The sequence below is a fragment of the Clostridia bacterium genome, assembly GCA_026414765.1.
Classification (GTDB): Bacteria; Bacillota; Clostridia; order Acetivibrionales; family DSM-27016; genus SKW86.
Window position 1 is genome coordinate 227,748 of the sequence record JAOAIJ010000043.1, and the last position, 24,953, is coordinate 252,700.

General features: G+C 37.2%; 25 protein-coding genes and 1 other annotated feature. Of the genes, 17 read left to right on the top strand and 8 right to left on the bottom strand.

The annotated features are described in order from the left end of the window. Positions 1 to 23 precede the first annotated feature (23 nt). The 3 genes from N3I35_17260 to N3I35_17270 form a co-directional block, all read right to left on the bottom strand. Complete coding sequence (locus N3I35_17260; GenBank protein MCX8131831.1) at positions 24 to 650, bottom strand: DedA family protein; 627 nt, start codon at positions 648 to 650, stop codon at positions 24 to 26. Between the two features lie 41 nt (positions 651 to 691). Beyond that, the gene (locus N3I35_17265) at positions 692 to 1,810 is read right to left on the bottom strand and encodes an LCP family protein (GenBank protein ID MCX8131832.1); all 1,119 of its coding nucleotides are present in this window, start codon (positions 1,808 to 1,810) and stop codon (positions 692 to 694) included. A gap of 368 nt (positions 1,811 to 2,178) precedes the next feature. Then, positions 2,179 to 3,165, bottom strand: coding sequence for a tyrosine recombinase XerC (locus N3I35_17270; protein MCX8131833.1), 987 nt, complete (start codon positions 3,163 to 3,165; stop codon positions 2,179 to 2,181). Between the two features lie 228 nt (positions 3,166 to 3,393). On the opposite strand from N3I35_17270, the gene N3I35_17275 reads away from it, so the two are divergent. The 17 genes from N3I35_17275 to N3I35_17355 all read left to right on the top strand — a co-directional run bounded on the left by N3I35_17275 (position 3,394) and on the right by N3I35_17355 (position 20,754). After that, the gene (locus N3I35_17275) at positions 3,394 to 4,710 is read left to right on the top strand and encodes a D-alanyl-D-alanine carboxypeptidase (protein ID MCX8131834.1); all 1,317 of its coding nucleotides are present in this window, start codon (positions 3,394 to 3,396) and stop codon (positions 4,708 to 4,710) included. A gap of 329 nt (positions 4,711 to 5,039) precedes the next feature. Beyond that, positions 5,040 to 6,170: an SH3 domain-containing protein gene (locus N3I35_17280; protein MCX8131835.1), complete on the top strand. Its 1,131-nt coding sequence runs from the start codon at positions 5,040 to 5,042 to the stop codon at positions 6,168 to 6,170. A gap of 95 nt (positions 6,171 to 6,265) precedes the next feature. After that, positions 6,266 to 6,318, top strand: a sequence feature (sodium ion sensor (DUF1646 type); this cis-regulatory element may regulate processes involved in with the transportation of sodium ions). Between the two features lie 62 nt (positions 6,319 to 6,380). Continuing rightward, positions 6,381 to 9,269 (top strand): family 10 glycosylhydrolase, encoded by a 2,889-nt coding sequence (locus N3I35_17285; GenBank protein MCX8131836.1) that lies wholly within the window; start codon positions 6,381 to 6,383, stop codon positions 9,267 to 9,269. Positions 9,270 to 9,358: 89 nt separating this feature from the next. Then, positions 9,359 to 10,330, top strand: a complete 972-nt coding sequence (locus tag N3I35_17290; protein MCX8131837.1) for an LCP family protein — start codon at positions 9,359 to 9,361, stop codon at positions 10,328 to 10,330. A gap of 191 nt (positions 10,331 to 10,521) precedes the next feature. Continuing rightward, positions 10,522 to 10,851 carry a zinc ribbon domain-containing protein gene (locus N3I35_17295; protein MCX8131838.1) on the top strand — a complete coding sequence of 110 codons (330 nt, stop codon included), beginning with the start codon at positions 10,522 to 10,524 and terminating at the stop codon, positions 10,849 to 10,851. A 1-nt stretch (position 10,852) separates the two neighbouring features. After that, entirely contained in the window at positions 10,853 to 11,116 is a 264-nt protein-coding gene (locus N3I35_17300; GenBank protein ID MCX8131839.1) for a zinc ribbon domain-containing protein, read from the top strand. After that, positions 11,113 to 12,516: an ATP-binding protein gene (locus tag N3I35_17305; protein ID MCX8131840.1), complete on the top strand. Its 1,404-nt coding sequence runs from the start codon at positions 11,113 to 11,115 to the stop codon at positions 12,514 to 12,516. The genes N3I35_17300 and N3I35_17305 overlap by 4 nt, the downstream gene beginning before the upstream one ends. A gap of 6 nt (positions 12,517 to 12,522) precedes the next feature. Next, positions 12,523 to 13,878 (top strand): sigma-54 dependent transcriptional regulator, encoded by a 1,356-nt coding sequence (locus N3I35_17310; protein ID MCX8131841.1) that lies wholly within the window; start codon positions 12,523 to 12,525, stop codon positions 13,876 to 13,878. A 216-nt stretch (positions 13,879 to 14,094) separates the two neighbouring features. Then, a complete protein-coding gene (locus N3I35_17315; GenBank protein ID MCX8131842.1) occupies positions 14,095 to 14,523 on the top strand; it encodes a zinc ribbon domain-containing protein in 429 nt (142 codons plus the stop codon). A gap of 16 nt (positions 14,524 to 14,539) precedes the next feature. Next, positions 14,540 to 14,902, top strand: a complete 363-nt coding sequence (locus N3I35_17320; protein MCX8131843.1) for a hypothetical protein — start codon at positions 14,540 to 14,542, stop codon at positions 14,900 to 14,902. 112 nt (positions 14,903 to 15,014) lie between these two features. Next, complete coding sequence (locus tag N3I35_17325; protein ID MCX8131844.1) at positions 15,015 to 15,506, top strand: DUF2318 domain-containing protein; 492 nt, start codon at positions 15,015 to 15,017, stop codon at positions 15,504 to 15,506. Positions 15,507 to 15,890: 384 nt separating this feature from the next. Continuing rightward, positions 15,891 to 17,087 (top strand): hypothetical protein, encoded by a 1,197-nt coding sequence (locus N3I35_17330; protein MCX8131845.1) that lies wholly within the window; start codon positions 15,891 to 15,893, stop codon positions 17,085 to 17,087. Beyond that, positions 17,087 to 17,431, top strand: a complete 345-nt coding sequence (locus N3I35_17335; protein MCX8131846.1) for a hypothetical protein — start codon at positions 17,087 to 17,089, stop codon at positions 17,429 to 17,431. Before N3I35_17330 ends, N3I35_17335 begins: the two co-directional genes overlap by 1 nt. Before the next feature lie 12 nt (positions 17,432 to 17,443). After that, positions 17,444 to 17,743, top strand: a complete 300-nt coding sequence (locus tag N3I35_17340; protein ID MCX8131847.1) for a hypothetical protein — start codon at positions 17,444 to 17,446, stop codon at positions 17,741 to 17,743. Positions 17,744 to 17,938: 195 nt separating this feature from the next. Continuing rightward, entirely contained in the window at positions 17,939 to 18,175 is a 237-nt protein-coding gene (locus tag N3I35_17345) for a hypothetical protein (GenBank protein ID MCX8131848.1), read from the top strand. A gap of 123 nt (positions 18,176 to 18,298) precedes the next feature. Then, complete coding sequence (locus N3I35_17350; protein ID MCX8131849.1) at positions 18,299 to 18,964, top strand: hypothetical protein; 666 nt, start codon at positions 18,299 to 18,301, stop codon at positions 18,962 to 18,964. Between the two features lie 164 nt (positions 18,965 to 19,128). After that, the gene (locus tag N3I35_17355; GenBank protein ID MCX8131850.1) at positions 19,129 to 20,754 is read left to right on the top strand and encodes a multicopper oxidase family protein; all 1,626 of its coding nucleotides are present in this window, start codon (positions 19,129 to 19,131) and stop codon (positions 20,752 to 20,754) included. Positions 20,755 to 20,931: 177 nt separating this feature from the next. Here N3I35_17355 and N3I35_17360 read toward each other — a convergent pair whose 3' ends face one another. From N3I35_17360 to N3I35_17380, 5 genes are all read right to left on the bottom strand, one after another. Next, positions 20,932 to 21,447 (bottom strand): hypothetical protein, encoded by a 516-nt coding sequence (locus tag N3I35_17360; protein MCX8131851.1) that lies wholly within the window; start codon positions 21,445 to 21,447, stop codon positions 20,932 to 20,934. 106 nt (positions 21,448 to 21,553) lie between these two features. Next, complete coding sequence (locus N3I35_17365; GenBank protein MCX8131852.1) at positions 21,554 to 22,012, bottom strand: hydrogenase maturation protease; 459 nt, start codon at positions 22,010 to 22,012, stop codon at positions 21,554 to 21,556. Next, positions 22,009 to 23,427 carry a nickel-dependent hydrogenase large subunit gene (locus tag N3I35_17370; GenBank protein ID MCX8131853.1) on the bottom strand — a complete coding sequence of 473 codons (1,419 nt, stop codon included), beginning with the start codon at positions 23,425 to 23,427 and terminating at the stop codon, positions 22,009 to 22,011. Before N3I35_17370 ends, N3I35_17365 begins: the two co-directional genes overlap by 4 nt. After that, complete coding sequence (locus N3I35_17375) at positions 23,428 to 24,327, bottom strand: hydrogenase small subunit (protein ID MCX8131854.1); 900 nt, start codon at positions 24,325 to 24,327, stop codon at positions 23,428 to 23,430. It abuts the gene before it with no gap. Next, a complete protein-coding gene (locus N3I35_17380) occupies positions 24,324 to 24,899 on the bottom strand; it encodes a cytochrome B5 (GenBank protein MCX8131855.1) in 576 nt (191 codons plus the stop codon). The genes N3I35_17375 and N3I35_17380 overlap by 4 nt, the downstream gene beginning before the upstream one ends. Between the last annotated feature and the right edge of the window lie 54 nt (positions 24,900 to 24,953).

Below are 24,953 nucleotides of genomic sequence, written 5' to 3' on the forward strand. Positions count from 1 at the left end.
AGATTATGTTTTGTAGACAACCCTCAATTTTTCTTCTTCTTAAAAAACATTTTGAACACTATGACAAAGAGTAATAAGATAATTGCTGCTATTACTACATATTCAAATCTTTTGAAAATAGGGCGGACAACTGTTTCATAGTCTTTACCAAACCAGTACCCAAGATATATTAGGGTAAAATTCCATGGTATCATACCTGCCAGAGAAAAAGTAAGAAATTTTTTCAGGTCCATTCTGGCTATACCTGCAGGAAGCGATATGAATGTTCTTATAACCGGAAGCAATCTTCCGAAAAAAACTGCTGCAACACCATATTTGTTGAAGGTGTTTTCTGCTTTATAAAAATGGTCTTGTGATACAAAAAAGTATTTTCCATATTTTAATATAAAAGGCCTTCCGCCAAAATAACCCACAGTGTATGCTATTAAAGAACCTACCATGCTTCCAAGATTTACTGCAATGTTTGCACCAAGAAGGGACATGGCACCGTTTGAAGCCCTTACCATATTTCCTCCTAAGGGAAGCACAACTTCACTCGGCAGGGGAATGCAAGCACTTTCGATTAGCATTCCTATACCGATTCCCCAGTAACCGAAGGAATTGATTATTTCTATTATTACTTTTAATATCTTTTCAATATGTTCCAGCATCAGAAATCTCCTTGTTTAAAATACTAAATTTGCTGTAAAAATCACGGTTCAGGTTTTTTTGTCCCTTTAATCGAGCTTTCTGTATTTGAAGGGTTTTTCTTTGTAACACTCCGCTTAACTGTATTTTTTGTTTTAGAACTTCCTTTTCGCGTATTACTTTCTTTTTCCGTATCCCTGCTCTTACTTCCTCCGTTACTAAATTCACTGAAGCTTTCATCTGCCTTGAAAAACTCTGAAATAACTGCATCGGCATTTAATACTTCTTTAGTATTGTTATTCAGTATTTTATTGTTGTATACGTAATACCAACTACCGCTAGTCTTTTTATCTTCGCCCAAAAGTTTAAAGGTGGTTACATTATCTGCTTTTATTTGTGTAATATTATTTGACATTTTTAAAGCTTCATTCAGTGTAACATTGGTTTCTATTCTATCAAATACCATATCCAATATTTTGTTGAATTTTGGAAGGTATAAAATATTAGCTTTTTGGCGTATCAGTTCTTTTATGAAATTTTGCTGTGCGTCAATCCTTTTTATATCGCTTCCATCATAATACTTCCGCAGTTCCTTATCGCTTTTCTTATAATAGTTTGGATGTCTGAACCTCATATAACCTTCTGCTTCTCTTCCGTTCAAGTGCCTCTGACCCTTTTTCAAGTGTATATGAAGCTTCTGAATATCATCATCATAATCCATATTTGCAGGTATATATATATCAACACCGCCAAGTTCATCAATCACATCTCTGAATACAGATGTATCAACGTAAACGTAATAATTAATATTTATGTCTATCAGGTCGTTTATTGCAGATACGGCCTGCTTAATTCCTCCGTGAGGGTAAGCAAAATTTATTTTATGGGTAGAACCGTCAATTTTTACTTTTGTATCCCGGGGAATTGAAAGTACACTGATATTTGCCGTTTTAGGGTTATAATTCACGATCATCATGGTGTCAGTATTGCCATTAACCTTATCTCCGCCCAAAACAAGTACATTTACAGGGTTTGTGCTGCTGAAAAAATCCTTCATAATATCACTGGCAAAAAAATCACCTGCTGAACTGTTATTAATATATCCTAGTAAAACGATACCCGCAGCAAACAAAAAAAACAATACTATTGAACTTAGTGTCAGATAAAATTTTCTTGCATTCATGTCTTAACCTCTTTTTCTTAAGATCCTTATAACAACTATTGTACTAAAAATACATATAATAACCCATATTAATAAATGGTTATTATGATAAATATGACGAAACGATACTTACAAAGTTCCGGCTAAAATAAATCAATAAAAATAAATCCTTACATGCAAAAGCACTTGAAAAGCCTTTTCCAAGTGCTTTCAGAGTATTATGTCAAAAAACAATTAAAGTATATAACAATATCGGAATTTTTGTCAAATCATGTATTAAGCAGCTTGTTTTAAAATACTCATTAAAAGTAACAATAAATAAAATTTTACCAAATAAAGTTCCGCAATTCAATAAACGTAAGAAGATTGTAAATATTTCGAGCAAAAATTTAATTTGAATCTTTAAAACTACCTGTATTAAAATTGGCAAGAGGATTACTGTCCACTGCATCCTTTAGCTGCTTATTGTCCAAATGTGTATATATCTCTGTTGTCGATATGCTTTCATGTCCAAGGATCTCCTGTAATGCTCTGATATCCACATTGCCATAACGGTACATAAGAGTAGCGGCAGTATGCCTCAGCTTATGTGTAGAATACCTTTGAGGGTCCAGACCTGCTTCTATTATATACCTTTTTACTATTCTCTGAACCATGTTATTGCATATGCGCTGTTTACGCTCACTGAGGAAAAGAGCATTCCTGTCTTTTACACCTTCTACAGATCTGACTTTCAAATATTCTTCTATAGCCTTTATACAGGCATTATTAAGATAAACCGTTCTTTCTTTATTTCCTTTGCCGATTATTGTTAATGTATTGTTCTTTATATTATTCAGATTTATTCCCACAAGCTCCGAAAGACGCATTCCACAGTTTAAAAACAGAGTAAGTATTGCATAGTCGCGTTCGGAATACTTACCTTTGACAGAAGTAAGAAGTTTTTTGCTCTCTTCGATATTCAGATATTTGGGAAGCCGTTTCAAAAGCTTTGGAGATTCAAGCTCACTAGCAGGATTTATTGACAGTTGTTTTGACTTGTTTGTGAGATAGTTGAAAAAAGATTTAAGGCTTGCTACTTTGCGTGCACGCGAACTTGCAGTATTGTCACGTTCCCGGCTGACAAAAGACATGAATTCATAAAGGACACTTAAAGTGACCTTGCTGATCAAATCCAGGTTTACATCAGAAATAGCTATTGAGTCAAAATCTGTTTTTTTATCTATAACTCCAAAGTGGATTTTTAAAAATCTGAAAAACACTCTAAGGTCATAGAAGTAAACCTGAACTGTGTTTTTAGATTTTCCCCGGATGGTTTCCATGTAATTTAAAAAATCTTTCAATATCAAGGGTGATTCCTGAATATGATTTTTCATATGTAAAACCTCACAAATACGTAAAACTCAATAATATATGGTTTTATTATAACATATGACCGGGATTTATTATATATAGTTTATGGTGTTATTTTATTTATCTTACAATAGGTAATATGTGTAAATCCTATAAATCAGTTGAAAAACCGAAGAACAAGTGCTTAAATAATAGTGTGGAAAAACAAATTATCAAATTTATGCTGGTAAAACACTATTGAGGAGAAATATATGAAAAAAAGTCTTATTGTAATAATGGCTATAATTATACTCAATATACTTTCAAATACTGCTTATGCAGGTCTTCCGGATATTTCAGACGATGTTTCATATATACTTATCGACTCAAAAACAGGACAGGTGATAACCGAACAAAATGCTGATATCAGACTGCGTCCAGCCAGTACAACAAAGATTATGACAGCTATTCTTGCTTTTGAAAACTGCAAACCTGATACAATCATGAATGTGTCTAAAAAAGCTGTATATGACATAGGCAGGGGAGGGATGCATGTCGGAATAGAGCCCGGTGAAAGCAATCTTACACTTGAAAACCTTGTAAACATAACATTAATAAAGTCTGCGAATGAAGCAGCAAATATAATTGCGGAAAATGTAGGAGGATCCAAAGAGGAATTTGTAAAAATGATGAACAAAAAAGCCGCTTTTCTTGGGGCCTATAATACCAATTTTGTTAATCCGTGCGGTAAAGACGATGCAAAAGCCGATAGGGAACACCTATCAACCGCCAGGGATATGGCAATGATTGCAAGGCATGCCATGACAATACATGGAATCAGAGAAATAGTTGCTAAAGAATACTACAGAGATATGCCTTCTACAAACTTTCATGAGAAATGGGGCTATTTCAGAACTACAAACAGGCTTATATGGAAAAGCAATGAGTATGCTTACAGCATAGATAATGCAGAAAAGAAATTTTATGTTAATGGAATCAAAACAGGGTATACAAGTGCAGCAGGTAATAACATACTGTGTTCTGCAGTCAACGAGAACGGAATGGAGCTGATTGCGGTAGTGATGCATGTCATGCATGGCAACAACGCAGTATTCAAATATGCAAAAGAATTATTAAAATACGGGTTTGAAAATTATTCTAATCAGACTTTAATTGATGCAGGAGTTACAGTTAAAACAGTTGATGTTGTTGGTGCAAATAATACAAAGACAGTTGAGTTGGTTACTTCCAGCGATTTTAAAAGTGCTCTTCCGTTAGACAAGAGCAAATGGAATATTTCTAAAAAGGAAAACTACAATCTGCCTTTGAAAGCTCCTGTCAGCAAGGGAGATAAGGTAGGGTATATAGAGTATATGAACAACAATATAGTCCTTGGCAGGGTTGATATTGTTGCCAAAAGCAATATTGAAGCAATACCTGAGCAAAAAGAAGAAAATAAAGCTTTTCGTTTTACTAAAATAATTATTTTCTTAGTATTAACTATAATTATTCTCCTTTTAATAAAAAGATTTGCATTTTTGGTACCGAAGCTGATTACAAAAAGAATCGGTGAAAGGAATTTGCAGTAATCTCTTAAAATAAGAGTTAATACATCTTAAGTCCGGGGCTATATAGACAAAAGATAGCACATTTTGATATAGATATAAAAGAAGGGTGGAATATACCTTCTTTTCTACATTACGGCTTTGATCATACTGATAATCGATAATAAATTTAGATTGGTAAATAATCACGTCTATAAATCGTGTATTATGTACTTATCCCTTTCATATCACTTATCCAGAGATTTGACAAAATGACAATAAAAATCTATACTTTATGTAAAACAGATAAAATTTTCATTTACTGGTTATTCTAGCCCGTCAGCAAGCAAATGGGAAAATGAGGGGGTAAAATAATGAAATACAAAGGAAAAAAAGTATTTTTTTGTACTTTGATACTGATTCTAAGCACTTTGTTTTCTACAGCGGTTGTTTTTGCTGACAACAGTTCTATTTGCAAAACCGGAACAATTACCGGTAAAGTCGTAAATCTAAGACAATCCCCGAATACTTCTTCAAAGATTATTGTAAAAATTACATATGGAGAGAAAGTTAATATAATTGACAGTTCAAAAGGCTGGCACAAGGTAATGTATAAGAAAAAAGAAGGCTGGATAAGCAGTGATTATCTGAAAATTACTGAAACTCCCGGAATTTCGGAAACTGTGCAAGCTACCGGCAAAGTGGATGTAAAAGTACTAATGCTGAGGAAAAAACCTGATACTGCATCAGAAGTTATCAGAAAGTTAAAAAAAGGTGATACATTTTATATACTTGATTCATCAAAGAAATGGTACAGTATCAAAACTTCAGATGACTTAAAAGGTTGGGTTTATGGTGATTACATAAAAATAGACAAAGCAATGAAAGCCAGAGAAGCAGAAATACCGGTATCCCGTGGCAATGATGAAAGGCCGGACAATACAAAAATAAAAGATGAAGAGCCTTTAGACCTTCAGATAAAAGAAGCACCTTCAGTTCAACAGAACGATGTTATAGCCGTTTCACCAGTGGATTTGCAAGCATCTGTCCAGCAAATTATTGTTACACCGTCAAGTATACAAACCGATACGATTCCACAGGAGGAACAGACAGATTCAAAGCCGCTAGGACAGAAAGTTATAGAATATGCATCAACTCTCTTAAATGCAAAATATAAGTATGGAGGGAATACACCAGAAGAAGGCTTTGACTGCTCAGGTTTTGTCAAATATGTATTTGCAAGCTTTAATATCAATATGGAGAGAACGGCTGCCAGTCAAGCAAACCAAGGTATCACTGTCGAAAAGGATAAGCTGTTAATGGGTGATCTGGTATTTTTCGATACTAACGGTACAGGTACCAACATTAATCACGTTGGAATATACATAGGGGACGGCAAATTCATTCATGCTGCTTCACCCAGGTATAATGTCACAATTACCAGTCTGTCGGATGCTTATTATCTGAAATCATATATGACTGCAAGAAGGGTTTTGAATCAATAATATAAAAATAATACAGTTTTTTTACAATTCGGTTAATATATTGATTATTCAATTATTACGGTGATATAATTTACTTAAGCTAAATATTCTATTACGGTTGGGCAGATAAAACTGCTTTCAAGATTGGTTGCTTCTGGGGTGGGAAGCTCTTTACAGAGCAGACCGCTTTTTTTGTACTCATTTACTAAAAAAATAAAATTGGAGCCTGATATGAAAAAGATACTTAAAACCACAGCCTTACTTTTGATTCTTTCATTAATACTACCTGTAATAATGGTCTCTGGTGCTGTAAGAAGTATTACAAAAAGAGATTTTCGCGGTTTGTGGGTAGCAACTGTACTAAATATGGATTATCCGTCAAAGCCTGCAACCGATCCGGAAATACTAAGAAGTGAAGCTGTAAAAATACTTGAAGACGCAGAAGATATGGGTATGAACGCAATTATCCTGCAGGTCCGTCCTGCTTCTGATGCTTTATATAAATCCAAGTATTTTCCGTGGTCAAAGTATTTGACCGGTAGTCAGGGACTGATGCCTGATGAAGGTTTTGATCCTCTTGAGTTTTGGATTAGTGAAGCACACAATAGAGGAATGGAATTGCACGCATGGGTAAATCCTTACAGGATAACTAAAGAACCTGTATCAGGTGTTTCTGATTTGTATTTTTCACACCCTGCTGTAAATAACCCTGAATATACCGTGAAGTATTCTGATGGAAACCTATATTTCAATCCGGGTATTCCGGAAGTCAGAAAGCTTATAATAGATGGTGTTATGGAAATAATAGAAAACTATGATGCAGATGGAATTCATTTCGATGATTATTTTTATCCGGGTAAAAATTTCGATGACAAGGCAGCATATGAGAAATATGGGAAAGAATATAAAAGTATTGACGACTGGAGAAGAGCAAATGTAGACTCACTTATCAGTGATTTGTCAAGTTCAATAAGAGACACCGGTAAAAATGTCCGTTTCGGTATCAGCCCCTTTGGTATATGGGCAAATAAAAGCAAGAATTCTTTAGGAAGTGATACAAAAGGGATGCAGTCATATTATGACCAATATGCCGATACACGGAAGTGGGTAAAGGATGGTTTGATTGACTATATCACACCTCAGCTGTATTGGAATATAGGGTATTCTGTAGCAGATTACAGCAAGCTGGTATCATGGTGGAAAAATACGGTGAAGGATACGGCAGTTGACCTGTATATCGGGCAGGCTGCTTACCGCGCCGGAAATTCTGATCCGTCAAGTCCATGGTATGGAGTAAATGAAATAGCAAGACAACTCAGACTTAATTCAGAAACCCCAGAAGTAAAAGGAAGTATGTTTTTTAATTATAGAGCTCTGACAAAAAATCCTTCTTTGAGGGCAGTTATAAAAGCTATATATGAGCAGCGTGACGGAGTTGTTGCCAAAATACCGGTTAATATGACGCGTCCTTCGGAAAATATACGTACACGCTTTGAAAAGTTTTATCTGAATGGTTCATCCGATCCAGGTAAACCGCTGTATCTAAATGGTAGACTTATAGAGGAACGTTCAAATCGGGGCTACTTCGGAATTCTTGTGCCGCTTGAAAAAGGACAGAACACATTTGCTTTCTCACAGGAAGGTTCATACGATACACGGGTCATATTCAGGGAAGCCGGATCATCTGAACCAAAAAAGATGGATACTATAGATATTCCTACTTCTTCCGTTTTTCCACAGACTCAGGAATACCGAACTGAAGGCGAGAAAATAACCTTTTCATGTCAGGCGCCTGTAGGTTCTGAAGTTACTGTGGACATAGGGGACAGGAGCTATAAGATGACACCTTCGGTTACAGCTCCAGCCGGTCTGGAAGCTTATCCCACTACCTATACTTATGAATATATAGTACCGGCATTTAAAGGAACTCCACGGAATATTGACCTTGGAACACCTGTTTATACAATGAAATATATGGGTACGGAGAAAAAGCGCTCTGCGCCTGCAAAAGTAGGAGTTATTATGAAAGATTCTCCGTTCTATGCCCAAATCATCAATAGGGTCGTAGATAGTTATGAAAGTCCATCTTCAGCTAACGGTGCAGATTTTGAGCTTTATAACGGAATGGTGGACTATGTAACGGGAATGACAGGCAGTTATGTACGTCTGTCATTTGGACAGTGGGTAAAAAAGAGTAATGTAAAAATATATGCATCAAAACAGCAAATACGTCCTGTGATAAAAAGGGCGGTTTATAAAGCTGGGGAGAAGTGGGACAGCATAAAAATTGACTTATCTTATCCAGTAGCGGCAATCGCATCCTTTGATGGAGAGGCAATAAAAATGAATATCTCAAGAACATCCGCGGCACCAATCCCTGTGTTGCCCAAAAATTCACTTTTATCATCTGTAGAGGTGTCTAAGGATGGCAGTAGTATTCAATATACTTTGTCATTAAAGAAAAACCAGAGTATTGAGGGGTATTATGTTGAGAAAACGTCCTCCGGAGTGACATTGTATATAAAAAGAATTGTAAATGTCAAAAAGGGAAAGACCCCTCTCACAGGTATTACCATAATGCTCGATCCCGGACATGGAGGCAGCGAGGCAGGTGCAACAGGTCCGTTGGGCTTGAGTTATGCAGAGAAGACTATAAACTTAAAAACGGCACTGAAGCTGCAAACTGAGCTTAAAAAGCTTGGAGCGAAAGTTGTTATGACAAGAGTAACAGACAAAACAATATCTCTTGAAGAACGCCTTGCAGCATCACGAAATGAAAAGCCGGATATGTTTATATCAATACATGCAAACAGTATGAACGATAATGTAGATATATCCAAAATATTCGGATTTTCAGTCTTTTATCGTGGAGTACACTCGAAGAATTTGGCTGAAGCAGTATATAGCCGTACGATTGAAAGCTTGGATCGCAATAAACATGGTACAAACAGAAGAAATTTTTATGTCACACGCGGTACATGGACTCCGTCAATTCTGATTGAAAGCGGATTTGTACCAAATCCCTATGAGTTTGAATGGCTGACCGATGAAAAGGAACAGACCAGGCTGGCTAAAACTATTTCTGAAGCCGTGTTAAAATACTTCAGTTCAAAAAGATAATGGTTTATCAGTGTTTTCTTCATATAACAATAACAAAATCTACTTTAAAAATTACAAAAAAATCGAGAAATCATTATGAGGAAAATTTTATGAAACGTAAATCAATTTTTTTGATCATATCAATATTAATTTGCATATTTTTAGTAGCTTTAGTCTGCAGTCTGTATTTTAACTCAAACATGCCCTTTAGCGGTGTGATTGTAAATGCTGCAGAAGGTGAAGAAGCAGCTGTAAACCTGCAGGATGATAACGCTTCAATAAACGGTTCGGATGAGATAAACAAAAGAGTAAAGCAATCATTGAATTTGCTGGTATTAGGCTGCGATAGTACTTCAGGAAATACAGATACAATAATGCTGGTCAATCTTAATACGGACACCGGTACATTGAATATACTTTCTATTCCGAGAGACAGCAGAATCACAAATACAAAAAGCAGTATAACAAAAATAAATTCAGTATACTCTGCTAAAGGAATAGACAAAACCGTCGAAACTGTAAAGAGTTTATTAGGTGCAGAAATTGATTATTATGCAGTAATCAATACAGCTTTATTCCGGAAAGTTATAGATATACTGGACGGAATAGATATTGAGGTGCCTGTTGATATGAAGTATGACGACAAAAAGCAAGGTCTGCATATAAATTTGAAGAAGGGGTGGAACAGGTTAGACGGGAAAAAAGCAGAGCAGTTTGTCCGATTCAGAAAATCAAACATTTATGATGAAAAAACAGCAAAGTATTATGACGGAAGTGATCTGAAAAGGATAAATGCACAACATTATTTTATAAAAGAAATAGTTCGTCAAAAAATGAAAATAAGATATATTACTAAACTTACTAAGGTTGCTGATGTTGTCCTGAAGGAAATCAAAACCAATATAGGGGTATCAGATATAGCGATTATTGCGTCTAAGCTGGCTAATATTAATTATGAAAAGGCAAAAACTTTTATACTGCCGGGAGAAGATATATATAAAAAGGATAAAACGTATTATTTTGCTAGTGATAAAGACAAAACAAAAGAATTGATATCCCAATATTTTGATGTTTATAGGTGAGGTTTAGTGTAATACCCAATCTCCATAAAATCTTCATAAATATACTTTAAAATAGAGCTATCTTAATTAGCTCTTATTTTTTTGCTTAGAAAAGTCCGTTCAGTTACATAAACAAAAAAAGTGTTAACCACCGTTATCCTTGGCATAATTCTTGCTTGTTTATTATGTAAAACTAATATGGGGGGATAGACATGAAAAATAAAAAAATCATGTTATGGCTACTAGGCGTGCTGGGGTTTTTATTGATATATAACCATTTCATTGCTCCATTTCTGATGCTATATAAAAATCGGTTGGGTATGGGAATGCACTGGAGAATGTATAACAATTATAACTACTTTGTAGACTCGCGCTTCATTGTCATTATAGTGATCCTGACTTCAGGGATACTGGTATACGGTCTGATAAAGCCTGGAAGGAGCAGTACAAGGTGCCCAAAATGCAGCAAGGAGATACAAGATGAGCGTTGGAGGGTCTGCCCGTACTGTGGGGCAAACGTAAATACAAAAGAGGTGAAGTGAAATGACTCTATTTTTTTTATTGATGATAGCTGTAACGATATATTACTTTTTTATAACCAAAGGAGAGAATATCTTTAAGGCAACCTCAGACACAACCAAAAGGTGTTCAAATTGTCATAATCCAGTCAAAGAGGATTTCAATGTATGTCCTATATGTAAGGAAACTCTAAAGAAGAAATGTGAAAAATGTGGAGAAAAAGTTGAAACATCCTGGAAGTATTGCCCTTATTGCGAAGAGCCAACAGACGGAAGTGGAGGAAGATGAAGAAGCGAATAAAGTATAAAATTGTTATTACAATGATGGTCGTACTGATAAGTGTTTTGCATTATTTTGTGGGTTTACCCGATTCTCCGGTCCATGGCTTTTACAGGCTCCTATACTATATACCAATTATACTTGCGGCATTTGTCTTTGGCTTTAGAGGAGGGGTAACCGTATCACTTTTAGTGGGGATAATATATTCTCCATTTTTACTGCTTTCTTTTGGAGGCTTCGGGTGGGAGGCCATAAATGATTTACTAGATATAGTTTTGTTTTTTGCTATCGGTATTATTACAGGCATTCTCGTTGAAAAGGAAAACATGAGTCTTAAGAGACTTGACGATGAACTAAAACGGTATATCCTTCTTGAAAACTATACAAGTGGTATTATTGAGAGCATAAAAAGCGGTGTTGTTGCTGTAAATAACGATCTTCTCATTACGATGATAAACAAAGGGGCAAAGAATATACTTAAGGTTGGAGATAATTGTATAGGGCAGAATTTCTCCGATGCTTTTTCGTGCTGCAAGGAAGTGAATGAAAGGATATATGATTCAGTAAGAAAAGGTATTGCATATGATAACCTTGAATTGATTATGAAAGATGATAATACTGTAAGAACTATAAAAATAAGCCTGTATCCCTTGATATTTGAAGAAACAAAAAAGGGGCTTGTAATTATCCTAGAAGATGTAACTGAAGTAAAAAGACTGCAGCAGCATGTGCAAAGGAATGATAAATTAGCGGCTTTAGGAGAACTGTCAAGCGGCATTGCTCATGAGATAAGAAATCCGTTAGGAATCATAAAAGCTATAGGACAGACAATGAAAAATGAGTTGAGTACAAATCTTGAGGTTGTAAATGAACTTGAAATCATAGATGAGGAAATTGAAAGGGCAAACAGGATTGTCAAGGCGCTAATGGAGTTTGGAAGACCGGGAGGAAACAAAAAAATGTCTCTCTCAATCAGTAGTATATTGAAAGAAGTGTTTACCGTCACTTCAAAGTACATGGAACAACACAAGGTTGAATTGATTTTTGAAGAAGTATGCAGTGCAGATGTAATTGGTGACAAGGAGCAACTAAAGCAAGCATTTATAAATATAATATTTAATGCTGTACAAGCCATGAATGGCGGGGGCAAACTTTCAGTTTGCATAAAAGAGGATTTGGATAAAGCAGTCGGTATTAGCTTTAAAGATACCGGTACAGGAATTACTGACGGAGATATCAGTAAAATATTCAATCCGTTTTTTACAACAAAGGATGATGGTACAGGGCTTGGACTTTCGATAGTCCATAGAATAGTGGAAGAACATGGCGGGAAGATAAATGTCATTAGCAAGAGAGGACAGGGAACTACCTTTGAGATTGTTCTGCCTCAACTAAAGGAGGTATCTTAGCAGTTTATGAAAAAGATATTGATTGCTGACGATGAAAGGAATATGAGATGGATACTGTCAAAAAACCTTAAGGAAGAGGGCTTTGAAGTGATCGAAGCTGTGAATGGTGAAGAAGCTTTCAATCTGTTCATAGACAGAGAGCCGGATATGGTTCTGCTTGATTTTAGAATGCCTGTGATAGATGGTATGGAAGCATTGAGAAGAATAAAGACCATAAACGATACTATACCAGTTATAATGTTAACTGCACACGGCAGTACAGATGCTGCTGTAGAAGCCTTAAAACTTGGGGCACTGGATTATTTGCCCAAACCATTTGATATAGAGGAGTTGAAAATTGCAATAGGAAGAGCTCTGAAAATTGAGGAGCTCTGCAATGAGATCGACAGCTTAAGATTACAGTTTGCTGAAAGGTATGATGACCGGATCATAGGCAGCAGTAAAAGTATGAGAGAAATATTTGAAGTCATAGACAGGGTGGCAGATACGTCTGCAACTATTCTTATTACTGGAGAGAGCGGTACGGGAAAGGAACTTATTGCAAGTGCCGTTCACAATAAAAGTTTGAGGAAAAATAAGCCCTATATAAAAGTCAATTGTGGTGCTATACCGGAAAACCTTATAGAGAGTGAGTTGTTTGGATATGAAAAAGGTGCGTTTACAGGAGCTCAGAACAGAAAACTCGGTAGATTTGACAGGGCTCAAGGGGGAACACTTTTTTTGGATGAAATAGGGGAATTGAGCCTCTCGCTACAGGTAAAGCTTCTTAGGGTACTTCAGGAACATGAATATGAAAGAATAGGCGGAACTGAGGTTATTAAATCTGATGTAAGGATAGTCACAGCAACTAACAGAGATCTTGAAAAGATGGTGGAAGAAGGTAGATTCAGAGAAGACCTCTTATATAGGTTAAAGGTAATACCCATAGAGATACCTCCACTAAGAAAACGAAAGGAAGACCTGGAGTTTCTGATAAATTTTTTTATTGAAAAGTATGCTGTGGAGATGAATAAAGGGAGTATAAGGATTGATAAAAATGCCCTGGATATACTCAAAGGATATGATTATCCAGGCAATATCAGGGAGCTTGAAAACATAATCGAAAGATCGGTAATATTATCGGCTGAAGGCAAAATTACTGCATCGGTACTACCTAAGGATGTGGTAAAGGAATCTTTTGCAAATAAAAAAGATTTGTTTATACTCCCTGACAAAGGAATTTCTCTTGAGGAAGTTGAGGAAAGCTTTGTAAGACAGGCTCTTGAAAAGGCTGAGTGGAACCAGACCCGGGCGGCAAAACTACTCGGTATATCACGACATGCATTGATATACCGGATGGATAAATTTGAACTAAACAAGTGATAGCAGTATTGTTTTTATTTGATTTTTTCGTATTTATATAACTTGAGCGTTTTTGATGCAGGTGTACTAATTCATACAGACAGGTGTTGGATTTTGCACAGTTTTATACTTGCCTTGTATGAAAACACAATATATCCACAGTTTATTTCATTGATATAGGGTTGGCATGGTTTTTGCTTATTATATTTGCATAATAAAAAAGGGGGTGAAAGAATTATGACAGCTAAAAATCCGATCATTAAGCTTATTGGTGTCTTGCTGGCAGTAATCATCGGACTATGGTTGATACTTGTATTAATAAACGGTACAGGTTCTGGATTTAGAATCGGTTTCAGTGGAAACCATGATGGGGGGCATTTATATATGGGTTATGGTTTAGGTTTGACAGGTACGATTTCATTCTTGCTGTTATCACTAATAAAAATACTTTTCGTACTTTTCATTGTGGGACTGATTGCAGGAATAGCAATGGCGATTAAGAATTATATGTTTACAGCTGAAGATGTTGAAAAAATCAAAGGTACTTTCACTGGAAAGAAAACGGCTGTGATCAAAGAGAAATGCAGTACATGCGGTAAAGAACTTGAAAATGACTGGAAGGTATGTCCATACTGTGGTAAAGAAGCAAATAACCAAAATATTTAGTAAGGAGGGAAATAGCATGTTTAATAATTCATGGATAAAATTGGCGGTTGTATCACTTGCTGGTATTGTTATAAGCTTTGGAATTCTCTGGGGTTTAAGCCTGTTTAGCGGGTATAGCAATGGACAGATGAATATGGGGTATGGATACCAGATGAACGGAATGCAGATGAGTCAGCATAATGGAATGTATATGCAGGGTGGCATGAATATGCAGGATGGTATGAACATGAATGGTGGCATGAATATGCAAGGTGGTATGAACATGAATGGAAGCATGGGCGGCGGTATGATGATGCATGACATGATGGGTATGCAAGGTGGTATGAGCGGAAACATGCAAGGTGGTATGGGTATGATGGGCGGAATGGGAATGCACTAAGATTTCTTATAAGACCTGGCGTTTGCGGCCAGGTCTTATTTTGCTTTCTTCATAAAATCTTCACAACTTCCTGTTACAATCAAACAAAAGTTTAAAAACAGGAGTGAAAACTATGGCAAACACAAAAAAAATAAAGAAAAGTATTTTTGTTATTTTAGGTGTTGCGGTTATATTTGTTACTGGTCTGGCTGCATGCAGTGGTTCATCAAATGAAAAAGAAAGCACTTCTGCAAGTGGTGGGGATTTGGTAATAACAAAAAGTGAGATTTCAGAAACAGCAAAATTCTACCCATATAAAGTTGGCAAAACTAATATGGAGGTAGTAGCGTTAAAAGCATCAGACGGTACTATAAGAACCGCATTGAATACATGTCAGGTATGTTACGATTCAGGTAGAGGCTATTATGTTCAGGAAGGCAGTGAGCTTGTTTGCCAGAACTGTGGGAATAGGTTTGGCGTTGATGACGTAGAGGTAGTAAGAGGTGGTTGTAACCCTGTACCAGTAATGAAAGAAAACAAAACTGAAGATGCTTCCACTATCACAATATCTAAGGAGTTCCTTGAACAGAGCAAGGAATTGTTCGGAAATTGGAAAAAGGGCTAATGTGAAGACTTAGAACTATCCGCATAGGGTGGTTCTATTTTTTATCTTTAAAAAATCTCTGTAAAATAGCCTATTCTGAAGTGAGAGCTAAGGAAAAGCAAGTTGTCATAAAAAATCCGGAAAAAGTATCAAATCTTCATAAAATCTTCACACCATTCAAATAAGATAGTTTTATCAGGATAATAACTAAAATTCTATGTGAGAGGGTGAAAAATGTGAGTAAAAAAACGATATTAATTCTTGTTGTTATAGCTGTAGTAGTGGTATTGGGTGTAGCCGGTGTATCAGTTCACCATATGATGAGATAGCAATAGGCAATCAAGGTAAAGGTTCAGACAGAAAAGAGGAAAGGAATTGTCAACAAATAGGCAAAGGGGTGTAAAAATGAAGTTCTTAAAAGGGTTCTTAGTATTATTTCTAATAACCATTATAATAGGTGGTCTTGGCTATATTGGATACAGTTTTCTTTACACGGATCATTCTGCTATGGATATGTCAGGGACACAGAACACGACCGCAGTTGAATCGACAGACAAGACTAATCCGGCTTCAAGCGCTCATCAAAACATGCAGGGGATTCAGCAGGACAGCTCCAAGCATAATCAGAATAGTTCCGGCGATCAGCAATCCTTAAATAATCATGTGGGTCTGAATCAGGCAAACGTGATATTACTGAATAAAGAGAAACTCAATAAATCGACAGCAGTGCTCAAGGAAGCACTGGAGTTAATGACAGTTGACCCTTATGCCCCAGATAAGGGAAATTCTGAGGATACCTCAGATATGCAGGCGGGTAATTCCAAAAAAGATAATGCTGCTCCTTCAGGTGCGGTGTCTCCAAATACTACAATGAAGAATATGGGGACAGCATACGATCCTAATAAGATGGAAAAATTGCATTCTGGATTATATAAAATTTCTGTAGGGATGGCATTATTGGAGCAATTGAATAATGAACTGACCTACCAGGCAGAAAATGCAAGCTCTGGTATTCAAAATCTGGTTCAGTATTACTCAAATCAGTATAATCAGACTGTACAAAACAAAAATAAACTGAATCAGGCATATATATATGTCAGCGAGGCAGCTAATCTTGTCAATATCAATCCTTACGTTTCTACAGACGGTCTAGTTTACGATAAGAATAGAATGAACCAGATACATCAGAGTGTATTCAAGCTTGCTGAGGGTGTGGCTGCACTGAACCTTCTTAGTGATGATTTTACAAAACAGACAATAATCCTATCAAATACCGTTCAGACATATATAAATAACACCAGCAGCAATACAGATACCGCTCAGATGAACCATACAGCCATATCTGCCGGCTTATTCGGGGGACTGTTTGAAAATGTAAGTCCAGCCAGTGTGATTAATGTAATACTTATCATATTTGTAACAGCCTTGATAATTGGGATTTTGGGTTTTATATCAAACCTCTTGAAGACTCCTGTACAAAAGAAGGTGAAAAAAGAAGATGCCGCAAAACACAGGGTAGAGTGCAAATTCTGCGGTAAAGAAATGAATGCCGAATGGAAATGCTGTCCGGATTGTGGTACAGAAAAAGTAGCTGAAGCATAATGAACATCCGTTTTGATTTCATTATGCACTGGCTTTGGGCGATAGTATGGTCACTGCTTGTACTTAGCGGATTCAGTATGATTGGGGCAAAATACGGATGGCCACTTAATTTCAATTACACAACAGCTGATTACGTTCATCGTATGGCAGCAGCAGTTTTTGTAATAATGACTTTCATATCTATTGTTTATGAAGTATACAGAAATATAAAAAAAGATACGAAACCTCTTGCATGGTTTGTGTCTGGGAAAAGCGGCTATCAGCTGTTTACATTTATAACAACGATGATAATGTCATGCCCTGATATGGCCAAAGAAGACAGTAAACGAGACTTAAAAGGTTAGGAGGAAAAGGCTGTGATGCAGAAACCCTGGTTCAAACTATTCATATGGTTTTTGGCAACATTCTTCTTCTATCTTGCTTCCGGAGTCATAATCTCAATGTTGAAGCCCGGCCCTACTGAAAATGAGGTTATGAAGTACATGACGGGTATGATGAGCGCAATGGACAGTTCCATGATGGGCGTGGCAATGAATATTGAGAATGACGGAGTTCTTAGCTCTGTAATAGCTTTATCTTCTTCTATGGCAGTACCTATTATCCTGGTGTGTGTGATTGCAGGTTTTGCAATCAGGTCTGCACAGAGGGGGGACTAGGTTCAGTTTACAGTTGATAATTGATAGTCAAAAGTTTAAAAAAACAATTAATGTAAGATGCATGACTGAAGGGAATGATGAAAAATGTTCCATAAAAAGAAAATTAACTTTTGGCGGTTGACTTTCATATTTATAGCGCTTATTGCGGTGACACTTGTATTTCAGTGGAGTCATCCACAGGAGAATAAAGCCCCGATGATGGATAAGAACATGGGTGGTATGATGAAAGAAATGCATGTATCAAATGCTTCAATATATGATCTGTTCAGTATAGATGATAATAAGAGTGCTATGAATAGTATGAGCAGCCATCATCGGGGACAATCAGACATAGTATTCAAGCTTAATTTTCTTACGACCGGTATAGTATTCTTTCTTTTACCCTTGATAATAGGAGGAGCTGCAATACTGGGAATCGTATGGGTGAAGTGATTATTAACCTACAGTTGATAGTGTATCAAGTTTAAAGGAAGTCATAGTTATTTTTTATAATGGATATTAAGATAGTATACTCTCAGGGCATTCGATACTTTGACAAAGAGAGGATTGATGAATATGAATTTATTGGGGGCGGCAGGTAGTCTATACATGGTTGTTTTGCTGATACTTCTTTTCATGGGTACAGGCTTTGCACTATGGCGATTCATCAGTTTTCTGATGGATCGGGGTACAACCAAGTACGAGACGGCTGAAAAGGCCAAAATAGCAGTACAGGCTAAAGCAACAGATAATAAAGCTGAATCAAAAGAAAAAATGGGAGGTCGTATTATGGCAAACAATGGATGGATAAAACTGGCGGTGTTTTCTTTGGCAGGAATTTTAATTAGTTTTACAGTTCTGGGTCTTATCTCATCAAATGGCAACATGAACATGAATGGACAAGGAACTAATGTTCACCAGCAGCATCAGCAGGGGATGTACGGTAATATGAATATGCAGAATGGTATGAATATGAATTCACAGATGGGCAATATGCAAGGTAATATGAACATGAACAACAATGATATGCTGCAACAGCAAATCAACCAGATACAGCAGCAGTTGATTCAGATACAACAGCAATTAGGTATGATGAACGGTGGCATGGGTGGAAACATGCAGATGCAGCAGGGAAATATGAATAATATGGGTGGAATGGGTATGATGAATGGAATGATGGGCATGGGCAATATGCAGCAAGGTAGTGGAAACATGAGCAGTGGGGGAATGAGCATGATGTAGACACTGCCAACGTAAAAAAATCCTTTTAAAAAAGGTAAAGATATAGCTAGGGCGAATCAGTAGATTCGCCCTAGCTATATCTTGATAACAAATAAATCCACGTTACCTCAGCATTGGTATGTGTTAATATTATATTAATTATATAGGAATAGGAGGGTATGGCTTTGGGCAACAGGATGTTGGCGGTTTTATCTATAACAGCTGTAATAGTGGCAGCTGCAGCAGGTCTGACCTGGTATAATAACTATTCACCGATGATGCAGAAAAGTATGGATATGAAGGGAAGCACAGATACATCCGCTACAGGTAAATCATCTGAAATTACTTATCAAAACACTCATGATTACGCAAAAAACGTTGTAAAACCACGTGATGGTCAACCGCTTAAGAAGTTTTCAATAGTGGCTAAGGAAAGCAGTTTAGAAATCGCACCTGAAATAAAAATACCCGTATGGACATACGATGGCTCAGTTCCCGGGACAGAGATCAGGGTAACTCAGGGAGATTTTGTACAGGTAGAACTTAAGAATGAACTAAAAGAACCTGTAACTATACATTGGCATGGATATCCGCTTTTATCGGCTATGGATGGTGTGCCGGGAATCAACCAGGACTCTGTGAAACCGGGAGAAACCTTCGTATATGAATTTTCAGCAGATGTAGAAGGAACATACTGGTACCATTCACATCAGGAAAGCTCATCTCAGGTAGATAAAGGCCTTTATGGAGCGTTGATAGTCGAGCCTAAGGAAAAAATAAAAGAGTACAAGGACTTTACACTTATACTTGATGAGTGGATGAGTGACCCAAGTGGGATGGAAGAAATGGAGGGCATGGGAGGAAGTAATGAGAAATCTGATGGTCATATGGAGGGTATGGACATGACTTCTGACGGTACTCCGATGACAGAAGAAGAAATGATGGCATTTATGTATGATATTTATACTGTAAACGGTAAATCCGGAGATCTCATAAAACCTTTGAATGTGAAAAAGGGCGATATGGTAAGGCTGAGATTCATCAATGCAGGCTACCGTTCCCATGGAATCCATATACCGGGCCAGAACATAAAGGTAGTGAGTACTGATGGACAGGACATAAATGGAGCAGGATTGATTAAGGACAAAATAATTAATATTGCTCCCGGAGAAAGATATGATATAGAGTTCACAGTGACTTCAAACGATAATTTTGTGATAGATGCCCATGATGACAATGCTTATAATGAACAGCTCAGAATACCCGTAAATGTGGAAGGTGGAAGCGGAAATACACTGGAGGAAGCCATGGTTGCTGAATATGCATCCTTTGATCTGGCTAATTACGGAACGCCTACTGAAGGAAAGTATTCAATGAACCAACAGTTTACAGTAAACTACAATGCCGAGCTCAATATAAAGACAGATGGAAAGACACAGCAATATACAATAAACGGTAAAGTTTTCAGTGAGTTACCTGCTCTTAAGGTAAAGACCGGCGATTTGGTAAAAATGGCCTATGAAAACAAGAGTGAGGTTGATCACCCTATGCACCTTCACGGACACTTCTTCCAGATATTGTCCAAGAACGGTAAGACTGTCAGTGGAGCACCTATTATGAAGGATACTCTATTAGTGAAACCGGGAGAGAAATATGTGGTTGCCTTTAAGGCAGATAATCCTGGCAATTGGGTTCAGCACTGTCACGAACTACATCATGCTGCCGGAGGCATGATGCAGAGCGTAGAATACACAGATTTCAAATCCAATTATACGCCTGACCCTAATAACAAATTCAATAAACCTGAATAGTATAGGTGATGCATTTCCCATAACATATATGCATCCTGGCATACGTAAATATAAAAGCAGGGTTTAGCCCTGCTTTTATATAAATAATTCCTATCAGTTAAGTTTGTAGTAAATATCATCAGAAAATGAATGTACAAGAAAATAGCTAATCTTTAGTAATTTCTCCATTATCTTCAATCAATGCTTATCTAATTGTTTTGGTATTTCTGTTGATCTTTCTCCTACATATACTCCTACAACAGGCAGCTTTTTAAGAAAGTCAGGGTTCTTGTGGCTTTTGGGGGCCAGCTTATCAAAAGCAGCGGTCCAGTCCTTACCACCAAGAATCCCATGACCATGACTACCGTTTTTCCAGCCTTTCACATTGGTTATGTCATATACCACACCGTAAAGTGCTACATAGCATGGCTGACCATCCTTACCATTGTACTTTGCAAGGTCTTCCTTGGTGAATGTCTTTTGCTTATCAGATTCTGAAGCTTGAGGCTGAGTATTCTCATCTTTCAGATTTTTTGAATCTTCTAAGACTTTACTATCAGGAGAAATTTTTTCTTGAGATGAAGTGTCCGAAGAAGTATGGGCTATATCCCCTGTTGAATGACTACTGTAAAAATGTTCAAAGATAAAGAATCCTCCTAGTGCAATTAAAAGAACAGATATTATTACAATTGCAATAGCTATTGTTTTGGACATAGGAACCTCCAGGACATTTTTTGAAAATGATATCAAAGATATGTGAAGAATTTATGAAGATTCATCTGGTAAATTATTGTAATTTCTTAGATGATTAAATTATATATCAGTATGTGTATTCTTGTAAGGAGCGGCTAATAATATCCTTCACATGACCGGTGATTTCTTTTAGCTTAGTAGTTAGAACTATACTTAAACCCAAACAATAATCTATCATATAAGGCTCTATTCCTATAATAAGACCTTTAAGTCTGTTTTTTGAATATACCAGCATATCAAACAGATGAAGGTTATGCATTGTCAATCCTATATCATTCATGGTCACGATTTCTTCCAGTTTGAATACCATTATGTGTCCAGGTGGATTCCCAGATTGGGCCGCATCTATAATGAACAGATAATCTGCATCTTCCGTCTCATCCAAACAGTAGTCAATATCTGTTTCTCCGATTACATATGTAATAACACTTGTGGAATCTCTTTTCTTTAACTCATCAACAACATAGACGCCTATACCGTCATCCATTAAAAGCCGGTTTCCTATACCTAAAACAATAATTTTCATGGGTTTACCTCAATACACTTTATTTCACGCCCTTCACAGTAGACATGGGTCGCACAGGATACGCAAGGATCAAAGGAGCGTATGATACGTCCCAGCTCCAACGGGTTTTCAGTGTCCTTAATGGTTGTACCAATAAGTGCCTGTTCTGCTACGCCGTTAAGACCTTCATTATCGTGTGGTGAAAGGTTCCATACAGAGGGCGTGATGATCTGGTAAAAGGACACAACCTTATTTTCTAACTTAAGCCAGTGCCCTAAAGAACCTCTGGTAGTATCGACCAGCCCACTTCCTTGAGCGCTGTCAGGAACATCATACTTACTTTGCAGTGAAATTCCGGGAACTACATTATCTAGTAAGATTCCAACAACTTCAGCTGCCTTTTTCGCTTCCAACGCTCTTGCAACTGTCCTGTCCATTGTGGATATACCATGTCTGTATTCTCCACTGAGCCACTGTCTTGCCAGTGGTCCAGTCTCAAAAGGTAGATTTTTATACCTTGCGGCCTTGATCCACGTGTAAGCGCCGGCTTTGTTCATATTGTCAGTGATATTACCATTTTCAAAGGGCTTATATGTATTCTTACCTCCTGAAAACCAGGAATAATCAATTTCCTCAGTAATATTAACGGGGTTGAAGCCTTCTGTTCTTCCGTCGGAAAAGTAGACAAGAGGATCGACATATAAAGTGCCAAGAGATTTATAATTATTGAAAATACCGTAACTTAAAAGGTTTCCATAGCCTTTTCCGATACTGAAGTAATCCTTATAATATTCCGCAATGGAATAGACATCAGGCATCATTTTGTCAACTATGAACTGGTTTATCTTCTGAAGCAATGACTTAATCTTGATGATTTTATCAGTAGTAGGCTGGGTGGTTATTCCACCAATAAATATACCATGGTTATGGGGGACTTTGCCTCCCAGGACAGCCAGCATTTCATGTGCGCTTCGGCTGATTTCCAGAGATTCAAAATAATGCTGGCCTATCCTTGTGGTTATACTGTCAGGAAGGCGGAAATCAGAATGTTCAACAGGGTAGAGGGGGCGGATATCGGGGAGTCTTACAAAATCAGGGGTTGTATACTGGTAAAAATGTCTTATGTGATTTTGTATGAATTCACAACCGTGTAATATATCTCTTAGAATCTTGCCCTGTTCGGATACAGTGAAGCCAAGTGCATCCTCGAGGACAAGTGCCGCAGCTGTTGCGTGTGCTGTAGAACATATACCGCAGATTCTTTCTGTAAAATATACAACGTCGAAGGGACTCCTGCCTAAAAGCATTTTTTCAAATCCGCGGAACAAGAAGCCTTTAGTCCTGGCTTCAGTAACTATGTTATTCTCAACCTGTACCTCAATTTCCAAAAAACCACTTATCCTCGTAACAGGGTTAATAATTATTCTTTGTGTCATTTATTCACTTCTCCTTGTCGTATTATAGCTAATGAAAGGCTCCATCCTGTCTGGAAAACCAATCTGTGAGCATCCGATGCAAGGAGTGTCGTCCTTGACAGGCCAGTTCACATATTTATTCCATAGCCGTATAGGACAGTCGGTTCTTGTTACCGGCCCACGGCAACCTAATTTGTACATACAGGTTTGCTCACCCAGTCTGGTTGCAAAAATCCCCTGGTCATAAAAAGACCTTCTGGGGCATCTGTCATGAATACGGATACCATAGAACAGAATCGGTCTGTCCACATCATCAAGCTCCGGTTCGCCATATAGAAGTATGTGTGCAAGTGTTCCTAAGAACCAGTCAGGATGGCATGGACATCCGGGAAGTTTTATGACCCTTCGTTTAAGAAGAGACTGAATACTTACGCTTTGTGATGGATTGGGGTATGCAGACGAGACGCCCCCATGAGTTGCACATGCACCGACAGCGATTACATAGGCAGCTTTTTCACCTAATAGCCTTATCGCATCCAGCGCAGTAAAAGGTTTGCCTTTCCATCTTCCTATGATGTTATATAAACCATTGTTTTTTGTTGCAACAGCACCTTCCACAGCAAGTATATAATCTGTTCCTGGTGCGTTCATAAGCTTTTCAATTGCTTCTTCACCCCAGTCCGACATAAGGCTGTTATTAAAAAGCAGGTTTACCATGTTTGTAAGCATATATTCATAATCAGGATTTGTTCCATCTATGAGGGATATGATGTTACCTGAGCATCCGGTCAGCTCTAGCCAAATTAGATTTCTCTTAGTTAAAGTCCCATTACGTATGTTTTCGTCTATTTCATTTAAAAGCCTTTTAGCAGTTTGACTTTTACTTTGATAATCGGGACAAGATAAGCCTTCTTTATTCATTTTACTAACCGTCCTACTGCATTTAGTTTTGATAATATGTTTTGACCTGCATGGCAGGATGCAAATTCCTGTGTCAAATCCTGCCCGGCAACAAGCCCGAAATGCGTTGCTGCAGCCCAGGCGGCATTATTGGTGACATCATATATCACACCATTCACAGCAACATATGCGGGGTTTCCGTCTATACCATCGTATTTTGATAATTGTTCTTCTGTAAATACTGACTGATTAATATTGGTACTTTGTGGCGGAATGCTGCTGATGTTATACAGGGCACTTGGCTGTATTCCTTTTGTAAGTTGTTCGATTCCGCTTTCACTGCTATTTGTACTGCTTTGGGTAGAATAAGTGCTGTCAGGAATGCCCTTTGTTACAGTTGTACCTGCTATTGACATACCAGCCTCATTATCTAATTTATAAATCATTGAATTGATATAGTTAAGCCTATCATTTATGAGGTTGATTAAGACATTTCTTGTATAGACACATGGTACTAAGCATAGCAGGCTCATATAAGTATGTATCTCACGATTCATTGTTATTATTTGTTGATATATTCGGCTTTTAGGCATAAAACATTCCCTCCTAGATTATATGACTTCATTCTTATAATATTCACGGTATAC